10 protein-coding genes are annotated in these 12,515 nt (G+C 47.7%); 6 read left to right on the top strand and 4 right to left on the bottom strand.

What is annotated here, in order from left to right; genetic code table 11:
- Positions 1 to 11: 11 nt before the first annotated feature.
- The 4 genes from D515_RS05570 to mak all read right to left on the bottom strand — a co-directional run bounded on the left by D515_RS05570 (position 12) and on the right by mak (position 4,566).
- The gene (locus tag D515_RS05570) at positions 12 to 2,111 is read right to left on the bottom strand and encodes a CHASE3 domain-containing protein (protein WP_002536810.1); all 2,100 of its coding nucleotides are present in this window, start codon (positions 2,109 to 2,111) and stop codon (positions 12 to 14) included.
- A 15-nt stretch (positions 2,112 to 2,126) separates the two neighbouring features.
- Positions 2,127 to 2,708, bottom strand: coding sequence for a chemotaxis protein CheW (locus D515_RS05565; RefSeq protein WP_152442351.1), 582 nt, complete (start codon positions 2,706 to 2,708; stop codon positions 2,127 to 2,129).
- Between the two features lie 260 nt (positions 2,709 to 2,968).
- A complete protein-coding gene (locus D515_RS05560) occupies positions 2,969 to 3,523 on the bottom strand; it encodes a response regulator transcription factor (protein ID WP_002536806.1) in 555 nt (184 codons plus the stop codon).
- Positions 3,524 to 3,666: 143 nt separating this feature from the next.
- The gene (gene mak / locus D515_RS05555) at positions 3,667 to 4,566 is read right to left on the bottom strand and encodes a fructokinase (protein WP_002536804.1); all 900 of its coding nucleotides are present in this window, start codon (positions 4,564 to 4,566) and stop codon (positions 3,667 to 3,669) included.
- A gap of 554 nt (positions 4,567 to 5,120) precedes the next feature.
- Here mak and cspE point away from each other — a divergent pair.
- The 6 genes from cspE (at position 5,121) to D515_RS05525 (ending at position 12,476) form a co-directional block, all read left to right on the top strand.
- On the top strand, positions 5,121 to 5,327 hold the full coding sequence (cspE, locus tag D515_RS05550; RefSeq protein WP_002536803.1) for a transcription antiterminator/RNA stability regulator CspE: 207 nt from the start codon (positions 5,121 to 5,123) through the stop codon (positions 5,325 to 5,327).
- Positions 5,328 to 5,512: 185 nt separating this feature from the next.
- Positions 5,513 to 6,433: an AraC family transcriptional regulator gene (locus tag D515_RS05545; RefSeq protein WP_002536802.1), complete on the top strand. Its 921-nt coding sequence runs from the start codon at positions 5,513 to 5,515 to the stop codon at positions 6,431 to 6,433.
- Complete coding sequence (locus D515_RS05540) at positions 6,396 to 7,136, top strand: AzlC family ABC transporter permease (RefSeq protein WP_039849646.1); 741 nt, start codon at positions 6,396 to 6,398, stop codon at positions 7,134 to 7,136. Before D515_RS05545 ends, D515_RS05540 begins: the two co-directional genes overlap by 38 nt.
- The gene (locus D515_RS05535; protein ID WP_002536800.1) at positions 7,133 to 7,438 is read left to right on the top strand and encodes an AzlD domain-containing protein; all 306 of its coding nucleotides are present in this window, start codon (positions 7,133 to 7,135) and stop codon (positions 7,436 to 7,438) included. The genes D515_RS05540 and D515_RS05535 overlap by 4 nt, the downstream gene beginning before the upstream one ends.
- A gap of 117 nt (positions 7,439 to 7,555) precedes the next feature.
- Positions 7,556 to 8,557, top strand: a complete 1,002-nt coding sequence (locus D515_RS05530; RefSeq protein WP_002536799.1) for a response regulator — start codon at positions 7,556 to 7,558, stop codon at positions 8,555 to 8,557.
- Positions 8,558 to 8,567: 10 nt separating this feature from the next.
- Positions 8,568 to 12,476 carry a hybrid sensor histidine kinase/response regulator gene (locus D515_RS05525; protein ID WP_002536798.1) on the top strand — a complete coding sequence of 1,303 codons (3,909 nt, stop codon included), beginning with the start codon at positions 8,568 to 8,570 and terminating at the stop codon, positions 12,474 to 12,476.
- The last annotated feature ends 39 nt before the right edge of the window (positions 12,477 to 12,515 follow it).

The following is a 12,515-nucleotide window of genomic DNA, read 5'->3' as shown; positions in this document are numbered from 1 at the left end:
CACCGCGTTACTTACAATCGGTTCCAGGCGCTGTGGTTATCCCCTTCCATGGATACATCATCACTGATGACCTTAGCAGGGCGAACACTGCTGGGACGGCTGTAATCCGTCTCAAGGTTTTCCTGCCAGTTCTTAGGTGTTTGTTGCTGGCTCTCTTCCTTGGTTTCCACGTCGTGCCCACACAGGAAATTGCTGAGGTGCGAGACCAGATTGTTGAGATCTGCAGCTTGTCTGGTCAATTCAGAACTTGAGTTCGAAGCCTGATCAGCAATGGACGCTGCATGTTGTGTGGCTTTGTTAATCGATTCAACCGCATTGCTGATTTCCTGAATACCTCTGGCTTGCTCGTTGGACGCTTCAAAAATATTGGTCGCGCCTTCCACCATTGACTGCGCCTGTTGGCGCGTTTCAGACACAATAGCGCCCCCATTTTCCACACGGCTGGTGTTTTCTTTGGCGATGGTTTCGGCTTCATTGATGCTTTGTTTCACGATGGCGGAAATATCTGTCGCGGCTTTCCCACTCATTTGAGCCAGATTTCCCACTTCCTGAGCGACGACAGCAAATCCTCTACCATGCTCACCCGCCCTTTCGGCTTCGACCGACGCATTGAACGAGAGCAATTTGGTCTGGAAGACGATTTCATCGATGATTTCTGTCTTCGCCCCAATCTCAGCGATGATCTTCACCAACTCTGAAATCTTGTGGTTGGATTCGGAAATCTGACACATGGCCTCGTCAAGATCTGTCATCCTGTCCCCAACTTCTTGTGATAGATCCCTTGAATGTTCAGCCGATTGAACATTGTTCTGCACCATGCTGGAAATTTCCTCAGCACTGGCTGATGTTTCCTCCACCGAGCTGGCTTGTCTGTTGGTGATTTGAGAAAGGTTCTGGGAGACATCCTCGATATTTCCAGCAATCATCGCGACTTTCGATGCCCCGGTATTCATGCGCTTCACTACGTCATTGAAAGATTCACTTAATTCTTTCAGCTCCTTAGAACTGAACACTGTCAGGCCTTTGAAGATGTCCTTGAACGGACGCATGATTGCCGCACTCAAAAAGTAAGCAACGATAATGGAGGCAATCACTGCACATACCATGCCTGCGATGATGGTGATGTAAGTATTGGTGACGCTTTCATACGCAGCTTGCGTTCGCGCAGCCATCAGGGTTTCTTCCCGTTCGATGAAAGTAACCATTTGGCTTCTGAATTTATCGAAATACTGCTTCCCACGCTCCTGCGCCACCAATTCAGAGATATCGTCCATGGTTTTGGCATCGCCAATCTCGCGTCTTAATTCGATGTAGCTTTCAGCCACATTACCTCGCCAGTCAGCGACCACTTGTTCGATATCTTCCAGCACGGAAAGCTGAATCGGGTTGTCTCTCACTTCCAATTTGAGACTCATTAACAAGCGATTTAGCTGGCTATTTCCTTGCACGTAGGGGTCGAGAAAGGCTTCTTGCCCTGAGAGCAAAAATCCTCGCATCCCCGTTTCCATATCCAGCGCCGCCACCTTAATCTGCAGAGCACTGGCAACGACGTCACCATCAAGCTGGGAAGAGGAGAAATTTTGGTTTGATATCACTCGCTGTTGAGCAATGAAGCTATCTATCAATTCTCTCAGTCTGTCGAAATAAGCTTTCCCTTTCGCCTCCTCCACGGTCTTACTCATGTCGTTCATCGTTTTAGCATTACCGATGGAGCGTCTCAGTAAAATCGCATCTTCAGTCACATTGCGTTGCCAGTCAGCAATGGTTGTTTCCACATCCTCAAGCAAAGAAACCTGTTGGGGGTTGTCGCTGACTTTTTCTTTCAGACCTTTAACAATACTTTCGAACTCGCGCTTACCTTCATTGTAGGGCTCAAGAAACTGCTCTTCCCCTGCCAACAAATAGCCCCGCATACCCGTTTCCATGTTGATGGCGGCGGCAATCAGGTCTTGCGCTTTATTGATGACCTGGTGGGTGTGCTCTACCCACTTCTCTGTAGCACTCAGGTTTTTAATACTATTGAGACTCAACAACCCAAGGGTAATGAGGAACAAAAGTACTACCGCATTGCCCAAAACAATCTTTGCCCGTAAGGAAAGGTTTTCCAGCATGACTTGTGTCCTCTGCTAAATATCAAAATCCACACCGCCTGACGTTGGCGGCGCAGATACTTGCTTGCTAATCAGATCCAATTCTTCCGGCTCGAGCACGTTGAGAATATCGAGCAACAACACCAAACTGTCATCATCCGCCTTTGCCACACCATGGATATATTCACGCTTGATGCTGCTGGATATTTCGAGCTTGGTTTCAATTTGTTCATCCGTGAAACCCACAACCTCATTTACATCATCCACAATGGTGCCTACGGTCAGGGAGTTAACATCACTGATAATGATGGCGGTTTTCTTGGGCTCATAGGCTTTCTCTTCAAGCCCGAGCTTTAACCTGAGGTCAATAACAGAAATGATTTTCCCGCGAAGATTGATAAGACCTTTGAAGAAGCAAGGCATATGAGGAATGGGCGTGACTTTCACCATGCCAATCACTTCTTTCACAGAAGAAAGCGGGATTCCGTATTGCTCCTCAGCCAGCGAGAAGATGAGGTTTTTCTGTTTTAATCTCGTTCCGCTGTGATGATCGGCTTCTTTGGTTCCGGTACTCAGGTCGAACCCTTTGTCCGGATAACGCTCAGCTACACTGTCCATGACTTGCCCTTCAAGCATCAGGCTTCAAACAAAAACAACGGGTTGGGAGCACCCGATGATTACGGCATCCTCGTGTTTTATTTTTGAGAAAATGTTGAGGCATTGATTTAACAGTAGGCCAGCACGTCTCAATGTCAAAGCTATCAATAGGCACAAAACGCACGCATACAGCATCAATAACAGCATGAAAGAGAGCGGAAAAGCGTGGAGGAAGGAAGGGCGGTTATCTGCTGAAACGAGCAGATAACCAGTTAACGGGTTTAAACAATACCGATATTAATGAAGGAGTCTGTTTTGCTCAGCTCTTCAAACAAACCATGCATTTTTCTCTTGGTAATGGGCTTACGCATGTAGCCAGTAGCACCGTAATACTCGACCACCTGAATAGGATCCAATCTAAGCTTTTCACAGCCAATCAAAATGGAACTTATCTTGCCTTCCACCTCCTCATCATCAATGACGCGGTGGGCAATTTTATCGAGCAACGCCAGCTTTTCTTCTGTGTCTGCGTCCACTTTTATCTTCTCTGCCTGGGAGATGGAAGCCATACTCTCGCTGGAAACGACAACAATATTTTTAACGTTGCAATTTGCTCTTAAGTAAACCAACGCTGATAAGCCGTCCATGTTGGGCATGCGCAGATCGGTGAGTACCAAATCCACCGAAGGATTACGCTCTACCAAAGAGATAAGCTCCCTGCCATCTTTCGCCTGCCCTAGAATTTCAAATGGTCCAAAGTCTTTTTCTATTGCTTCCAAAGACTCAATGATACCCTCGCGCATGTCTGCCATATCGTCCGCAAAAATGATCTTCATACGTCCCCTTAAAATGCCATCAAATACTGAAAGTATTAGAAATAAGAATTACCTTGTAACTATAGAGACATTCGCTGAGGTTGGCGTAAGAGAGAAAATTGAGGAAGAGAGCATGGCGGAGGACGCCATGCCACTATGAATCTTTACCAGAGCCATGCAGCGCCACGTACGCCGCTTGAGTCACCGTACTTCGCTTTGACGATTGGCGTATCGCACTCGCCACCCATCACCCACTTTTTCATCAGCTTTGGCACATTGGTGTACAAGCGTTCAACGTTAGACATACCGCCACCCAGTACAATCACATCCGGGTCCAACACGTTTACCACAGAAGCCAGTGCCCGGGCTAAACGATCTTCATAACGTTGAATACAGGCCTCTGCGGCTTCATCACCTTCTGCAACACGCGCCATGATCTCGGGTCCACGCAGGGTTTCACCATGCATTAACTCGAAATCTTTCCAAAACCCGGTGCCGGAAATAAACACTTCCAGACAACTTGGCCGTCCACAGTAACAGTGAATATGATCCGCATGATGACGGTCTTGGTCGTTCTGCCAAGGCAGTGGATTGTGTCCCCACTCCCCTGCCACACCATTACCACCAGCATGGACTTTGCCATCAATCGAAATACCGCCCCCGCAACCTGTACCGATAATCACGCCATAAACCATATGCTTGCCAGCTCCCGCGCCATCAACAGCTTCTGATACCGCAAGGCAATTGGCATCGTTGGCAATACGCACTTCCCTGCCTAGCAGCGCGCCTAAATCTTTGTCCAGCGGCTGGCCATTTAGCCAAACTGAATTGGCATTTTTTACCTTCCCGGTGACGGGGGAAAGCGTACCAGGGATCCCTAACCCAACAGTGCATCGTTCTCCGACTGCGGCTTCGGCTCGGTCAACCAAGCCTTTGATTGCATCCAGTGTGCCTTGATAGTCATGTTGTGGCGTAGGTACGCGTTCAACGAAAACCTGCTCACCGTTGGTGTTCAGTACAACGGCCTCAATTTTCGTGCCGCCAAGATCAATCCCAATTTTCACTCAAGGTCCTCCCGAACGCTTTGTTTGCTATTGATGATTTTATTTTCTTCTATGAATTCAAACAGTGATGGGCTCGAAACATCAGAACGGGCTGTCTCACCAAGATAGTCTGACTTTGTGGACTTATTTGACAAAGCTGTGACATTTTCACTTCAATCCGCTGGCTAACATTATGATTCTTAGAACAAATACACTTTTTGATTTGAAAATCGAGAGATGTCTCACTTTCTTTTCCCAGAAATCCGACTATTTTTAACAAGTGCTCAATTTGGTCAGCTTCGACTGACAGATTTCGCCTTTTGGGCGACACAAAGCACATGGTGAAGCAGATAGGCCATAATTTAGCTATACAATTGGCCGCTCTGTGGTACTATCGTTCGGCCTGGTTAATAGAGCTCTTTATGCTGCAATTGAAAACTTCGTTACACCCTACCTTCGCAAAAGTAAGTTGTCCTGAAGCTATTCGCTACATTTGCCACCATAAATGATTCATTAATAAAAGGTCTTAATGCGTTCGCGCAATGTTACAAATGGAAATATATTCAGGAGACAACATGTCTAAATCTACCGGTACCGTGAAGTGGTTTAACGAAGAAAAAGGTTTTGGTTTCATTCAGCAAGAAAATGGCCCAGACGTTTTCGTTCACTTCCGCGCTATCACTGGCGAAGGTTTCAAAACTCTGGCTGAAGGCCAAAAAGTAGTATTCGAAATCGAACAAGGCCAAAAAGGCCCACAAGCTGCAAACGTAGAAAAAGCATAATTTTTCTTCTCGCAGAGAATTTGAAAGGACGCCCTCGTGGCGTCCTTTTTCTTTATCTGAATACCAAATTTTTCATTTCGCTCGCTGCCGCTATCGCAATTTTGTACAAATTTTTCTCGGCCGCTTTCGGTATACTCCTAAGATTCTGGTAACCCAATCCTTCTTTGGGTGAAGCAAGGAGTGCAATGGAACGCGCGAAATTTGAATCGTCCCCTCTTTTAGGCGGCTTGGAGGTGTTGGAAGCCACCTACGAAAAACAAGCTTTTTCCCGCCATACGCATGAGGGTTATACCGTCGGTGTCATTCGCAAGGGCGCGCAGCGTTTTTGGCGAACCGGTGGTTATCACGTCGCGCCAGCCAGTAGCATTATTCTTGTTAATGCGGACCAAGTTCATGATGGCCACTCTGCAACTGAAGGTGGCTGGACGTATGAAGCCATGTACCCTACTGAGGCGCAATTCGAGTCGGTTTCCAAAGATCTTGGGCTGGCTTCCAAAGTTCCGTATTTCCCCTTCGCTGTTGAAGAAGACCCCAAACTGTCCAACCAACTCCTCATGCTTTTCTCGCTGCTGCGAAGCAATGAAGACCCACTGCTTACTGAAACCTTCACCCATCATGTGTTGCTTTCATTGACGTGTCGGTTTAACAAGCGCCCACAGTTGCCAGAAGACATCGTCAAGATTGGCCCTAAACTCGATTTGGTCAGGGAATATCTGCATCAAAACGCCACAGAAACCGTCAGTCTGGAAAGATTGAGTGAGCTTTCTGGCGTCAGCCCTTATCACTTAGTCAGACAATTCAAAGCCCGTTACGGCTTGCCGCCACACGCATACCAAATCCAGCAACGTGTCCGCCGGGCGCAACACATGATGAAAAACGGTTTGAGTCTTGCCGACTGCGCAATTTCATGCGGTTTTCACGATCAAAGCCATTTCCACCGTCATTTTCGCCGCGCAATTGGCGTCACGCCCAAGCAATACCAGAAAGCAATTTTGTGCAATTCTTCGATTCGGCTCGCTGATAAAACTGAAAGCATTCTCCCGCATTCGGATAAATCGAAGGATTCGCATGAACAAGGACAATCCCGCATTAACCATGAAGAATAGAGTTTCGCTCAGCGCCTGCGCTGACATGTTTCCGCTCAGCGTGGCGGTGATCCCATGGGGCGTGCTCTGTGGCTCACTGGGCGTCCAAATGGGATTAACCCCTTTGCAGGCACAAGCCATGTCACTGTTTGTTTTTGCCGGTGCTGCGCAGCTTTCCGGCGTTACCATGATGGGGGCTGGGGTGCCAGGGAGCACCTTATTTGGTACCACCTTCGTCATCAGTGCCCGCCATTTGCTCTACTCGGTGAATTTCCGCCAGTACATCCGCCAGTTACCCTTTAGATGGCGGGTTGCTCTCGGCTTTCTTTTGACCGACGAGATGTATGCACTGTGTGCTGGTCAGATAGAGAAGACGGGTCAATTTGATAAATACTACGCCTTGTTCAGTGGCGCCTTTTTCTATCTGTGCTGGAATCTTGCCACCTTATTGGGTGTGCTCGGTGGGACCCAGTTTGAGAACATCGAAGAACTAGGGTTGGAATTTGCCATTGCCGCGACTTTCCTCGCTTTGGTTATTCCAAGCATCAAAGATATTCCCGTCTTGGTTTGTGTGTTGGTCTCGTTTGCAGCCATGACGATATTTACACTGGCAGGTTTTGGCAATGCACTCATCGCCGCTGCCCTAACAGGCATGATGGCAGGGTTTGTGTGTGAAAGCGTTATGCCCACTCGCAGCAAAAAATATGGGGAGAAGAGCAAATGAATACCTGGCTTCTGATCATTGGCATGGCCTGTATTACCTTTTCAGTTCGTTACTTCTTTCTCGCTCAGAGCATTCCCTTCCGGGTCACGCCAGTGATGCAACGAATTTTGAAATATTCAGCACCCGCCGTTCTCACCGCATTAGTCGTGCCCATTGTTCTTTTCCCTCAAAGAAACATCGACATATCACTCGACAATCCTTTCCTGTTGGCGGGTGTGTTCGTATGTATACTCAGCCTGATGCGTCTCAGCACTCTGAAAACGGTCGTAATTTCAATGATTTTCTTCTGGTTAATCCGCTAACGAGATCTGTATCAGAATTAATAATCTCATTTTTAAAACCAGCCTCTCTTTCATTGAAAAATCAGCCCTCTAGACTATTCCTTAATAAGGGAGAGTATATGTTTGACGGGGTTGTAAATGCTGGAAAAGTGCTTAGTTGTTGATGACCATGAAATGATCCGGGAGACCATCGCGATTATGGCGAAGTCTCTCGGCTTTAATGATTGCATCATGGCTATTGATGGCGCTGATGCAATCTCCAAGCTCTACCATGAGCGTCCATCGTTCATCATCACGGATTTGCAGATGGAGCCTATTGATGGCCTTGAAATGCTGCGGCTGATCCGCAGTGGGCGCTATGGCCTGCCTCATGATATTCCCATCATCATTCTGACCGCCAATGCATCCGAGAGTGTGATTGCCCAATGTATCGCTTTCGATGTTGACGCTTTTCTGGTTAAACCCGTCAACAGACAATCGCTTCAGGAACGCATCAACCAGCTTTCATTGCAAGCCAAACCCAAGAAAACTGTTGAGCATTACTTTTCGATGTATGAGCAAGACCCCGCAAAATCCACGGCATTCCAGATGAATGGCACCGTCGCTTTTACCGATGAGATACTCAAAGAGGTCGATGAGGTTATTCATGAGCACAAGGCTCCAATCCCGCCAGAGTTTTTATCACAGGAGCCGATTATCCCACCCGCTGCGGAGGGACAGCCTGAACCAGATAACCGCAAGAAATTCATCAAATGGCAAGACCGATTTACCGTTGGTCATCACGAGTTGGATGAAAGCAACAAGGAACTGCTCGCCATTATTAACGATACCTATGACCTTGTGGTGAATCACCATGAAGGTAACGAGTACGAAGACATTGCCAGGCGTTTTCAACATTACGTCAAACACCACATCGAGCAGGAAGAAGCCCTGCTCATAGAAGCTGACTACCCGAGGCTGAAAATGCACAAAGACATGCATGCGCGCCTCATCAAACAGGCTGAGTTTGTGGTGCTTAAATGTCAGGCAGATCCTAGTTTCTACAAAACCGATTTTTTCCGACTTCTGCGCTTTTGGTGGGTAAAACACGTCGTTCAAGAAGACACCAAATACAAGTCCATCTTTGAAATGCAGACTTGATGAGGATTAAATGGCTAACAACCTCCGCCTGGCCAGTCAGGAATCACGCTATACGCTAGCTCAGCTTTTCCTGAGCGGGGGTATCGTTATCATCATCCTGTTACTGACTTTTGTGTGGTTTTACCGCTCGATCTATCAAGATACGCAGGAAAAACTTTCCTACTTCCTGAGCACTGAAGTCAGCAACCTCAGCGCTTCTGTGGATGACTGGTACCATCACCGCGAACGCGAGCTGGAAATCATTGCTACTGACAAACAGTTGCTCCAAGCACTGGATATAGGTGGAGTATTCAGCGAAGACGCACTCACCAATGCGGGGGAAGTCCAGAAAATCCTTGAGCTATACCGGGATTCTTTCTCTCTTGATGAAGTCACCTTGTTTTCACCCAGTGGAGAAATCCTTCTCGAGCTGGCTTATGAGTTTTCCGACACCGCGAAGAACGCTTACCCTGACATTGCCCGTATGGTCAGGCACCGTGATTTGTTTGTAACGCCGCCTCACATATCCAACGACATAAAATCTAACACTGAAGTTTTTATGGCCGTTGCTTTTTCTAATGGCACTAAAGACAGAGCGCCAGTTATCCTGTTCGCATCAAGGGAAAGCACTGACTTTGACAAACTGTTTTTCAGCAAGGAAATCATTCCGTCCCGTATTGCTTTTGCCGTCAACAATAATGGCGAGGTAATTGCGCCCGCAAAAAAAAATTTGTCTTTGTTACCAACATCGATAGAGACGGCTAAAAGGCAGCGGAAGACACCATCTGACTTACTTTACCGTTCGGACAAAGTTATCCGGGTCAATGCAGAAGGTTATCAAGGTCAGCTGCCTAACCCATCGATCGGCGCATGGATGTGGCACAACAAGCTACCAATAGGGTTGGTGATTGAGTTTGATGCCGGCAGCGCGCTCAGCGCGGTGTCCTATACCCGTAATTACCTTTCCGTCGCGTTTCTAGTGGTCACAGCGGCATTTGTCCTTTTTCTTATTAAGCACGCCAACTCTTTGTTGGGGATTGGTTTTACCAAGCGATATCTGGAATCCATCTTAAAAAATTATGCCGATGGTGTGATCGTGTTTGATAACCGCAGCAACGTGATGACCGTCAACCATCGCGCATCTACGCTGGTTGACTTGCCGAATGTCCCGGAAGGCGGCGCTCCATTAAACACCCTTTACACAGATATCAATGCGCAGCTGTTGGCCGCCATTAAACAGGTATATCAAAACGCACTGGAAAACGAAGAGGCCAGCAAAATATTCCAGGGGGGAAGCGAAGATGCGTTGTTTCTCCAACTTATCGGAAATAAACAGCGCATCGGCGATCAGGACTACGTCGTGATGAACGTGCGGGACATTACCCAACGTACTCGTATGGAAGCAAAGCTCAGCCGCAGTAACGCACTCTATTCCGTGTTCAATTCCGTTCAGGATATGTACATGACCACGGGTAACTCCGAGCGCTCGTTCAAAAAAGCACTCGTGGTATTAGCGACCTTTACCGACAGCAAACTCGCGGCAATGTTGTCGGTCAAACAGGGCAAGCAAGAGGTGCTTTTCAAGCACCAGACCACCAATCTCAATCATGAATTCACAGGGCTGCCAATCCAACTGCTGCCTTATGCCGAATCCTCCATTCAGCTCAAGCGCACAGAATTTTCATCTCTTCATAAAGAGGTAGTGAGTGAGAACAACGAATTCTTTGAACACTATGCGTTACTGCCACTGGTGACCATGGGTGAAGAGGTCGGCGTTATTGTACTGGCAGGCCGTGAAGAGCCCTACACAGAAGAGCTCATCAACTGGATTGCGCCTGTTGTAAAAAGCATCTGCAGCATGTTGTATTCCAACCGCCAAACCCAGCTTAACAAAGAAGTGAATGAAGCACTGGTCAAAGCCAAAGACGATGCTGAGCAAGCCAATGAAGCCAAATCAAACTTCCTTGCCATGATGAGCCATGAGATCCGCACACCGATAAACGGCATCATCGGGATGTCTGAAGTGCTTTCTCACACCCAACTTTCCTATGAACAAAGACATTACAACGACACGATTACGGTGTCGGCAAACGCCTTGCTGGACATCATCAATGACGTGCTAGACCTGTCAAAGATTGAAGCGGGTAAGATGCCTTTGCGGGAGGAAACCTTCTGCGTCCACGAGCTGATTGGGAACGTTACGAATATCGTTGCGCCAAGGGTGAAAGACAATGTGAGTTTTACCACTTATACGGACCCTACGCTCCCTCGGTTTATCACGTCTGATTTTTCCAAACTCAGGCAGATTTTGGTGAATTTGGCGGGTAACGCAGCAAAGTTCACCGACAGTGGCTACGTGGACGTATCCATTACTCAAATCCGTCGCCATGGTGCGACTTGCGACATCGAACTCAAGGTAACAGATACTGGCATCGGTATTGACCAAAGCCAGCTCGATAAGGTTTTTGAAAACTTCTCCCAGATAGATAGCTCCAGCAAACGCCGTTATCAGGGAACAGGGCTTGGCCTGCCCATATGCCGTAAATTTACGGACCTTCTCGGCGGCGATATTCAAGCCAAGAGTGACATTGGACAAGGCTCAACTTTCCGCGCACGTTTTACCGTCAACATTCCTGACAAACCACGTGAACAGCTCTCTTCAGACTCAATCTCATTGAAAGGTGTGAACACGCTACTGATTTCCCGAAGTGTCAGCCAAGTCACCAATCTCCAGAAATACTTCAACATATTGGGATTGGCCGTCACCGTTGCCAGAGATGAAAATGCCGCATCGACAGCATTACAATCAGGCGGTTTCAGCGTCACCTTGCTTGACCACACTGTCTCCCTTGAAAAACTGAAAACAATTCTGACGTCACAGAGCCACTCTCATACCGTTATCTATCTGGCCGACATACGCGGTGTATTGACGAAGAATACAGAAGCAATCTCAGCGGCTCTCACTTCACCGTTTAACATCGAAACCATTCATCACACACTGACAACGATTATCGCACTGGATGCCCAAGGTCTGACGCGTGAACAAATATTCCGCAAGATGACCCAACAGGAGAAAGCTGAGCGCAATGCCGGCACCAGTCTCTATGTGCAAGGGTTGTCTGTGCTCATCGCGGAAGATCACCCTGTCAATCAGGAACTTATCAATACCGTTCTGACCAAGCTTGGGTGTAAAACCACACTTGCTGATAACGGCTCCATTGCCTTTGAACGCTTTATGTCCAATCGCTATGACATGATTTTTATGGATTGCCAAATGCCAGTGATGGACGGCTTTGAAGCCACGCGAAAAATCCGCCAGCTGGAATCTGAAAACCAGTTACCGGAAGTACCAATTATCGCCATGACGGCTAACGCCATGAGTGGCGATCGCGAGAAGTGCCTTGAAGCAGGCATGACAGAGTACATTGCCAAGCCCTTTAAACAACACGACTTGATTGTGATGATGAACAGCTTCCTACCAGAGCCGGAGCCCAGCTCTGAAAACATTTCTGTTGCTGCCATCGCAGAACCTTCTCAGCCATCACAATCACCAGCCTCAACTGCTGCGGAGCTTCAACCACAACAAACAGAAGTCGAAAACGAAACACTCGATCCTTTCGATTTCTCGACACTCAAAGAGAGTACGGGAGATGATCCTGAGCTTATCAGCATGTTGGTGGATCGCTACCTTTCCACTCAGCAAAGCGATATGAATGCGTTAGCCGAGGCTTGGGACAACGATCGCTTTGTCGATGTGAAGAAAATCGCCCACAAGATGAAAGGGGCAGCCTTGATGGTCGGGGCTGTCGATTTTTCTAGCGATTGCAAAGCAATGGAGCAATACAATTTTGACGGCAACCCACGACCTGACGAGTTGTATGAAAAAATCCAGAGAGGGTCCGTGTTGCTCTGTGAGCGAATGTCTGCCAGTAAGCCTTAGCGGCGGTTGATCTCTTGTTTCTGCGTAGTAGAACATTTG

The organism is Grimontia indica (genome assembly GCF_000333895.2).
Lineage (GTDB): Bacteria > Pseudomonadota > Gammaproteobacteria > Enterobacterales > Vibrionaceae > Enterovibrio > Enterovibrio indicus.
This window is presented reverse-complemented; position numbering and strand designations above follow the sequence as displayed.

Bases quoted from the DNA above. Each gene is read 5' to 3' on its own strand.
- D515_RS05570 (WP_002536810.1), bottom strand. From the start codon at position 2,111: ATGCTGGAAAACCTTTCCTTACGGGCAAAGATTGTTTTGGGCAATGCG.
- D515_RS05565 (WP_152442351.1), bottom strand. From the start codon at position 2,708: ATGGACAGTGTAGCTGAGCGTTATCCGGACAAAGGGTTCGACCTGAGT.
- D515_RS05560 (WP_002536806.1), bottom strand. From the start codon at position 3,523: ATGAAGATCATTTTTGCGGACGATATGGCAGACATGCGCGAGGGTATC.
- cspE (WP_002536803.1), top strand. From the start codon at position 5,121: ATGTCTAAATCTACCGGTACCGTGAAGTGGTTTAACGAAGAAAAAGGT.
- D515_RS05545 (WP_002536802.1), top strand. From the start codon at position 5,513: ATGGAACGCGCGAAATTTGAATCGTCCCCTCTTTTAGGCGGCTTGGAG.
- D515_RS05540 (WP_039849646.1), top strand. From the start codon at position 6,396: ATGAACAAGGACAATCCCGCATTAACCATGAAGAATAGAGTTTCGCTC.
- D515_RS05535 (WP_002536800.1), top strand. From the start codon at position 7,133: ATGAATACCTGGCTTCTGATCATTGGCATGGCCTGTATTACCTTTTCA.
- D515_RS05530 (WP_002536799.1), top strand. From the start codon at position 7,556: ATGCTGGAAAAGTGCTTAGTTGTTGATGACCATGAAATGATCCGGGAG.
- D515_RS05525 (WP_002536798.1), top strand. From the start codon at position 8,568: ATGGCTAACAACCTCCGCCTGGCCAGTCAGGAATCACGCTATACGCTA.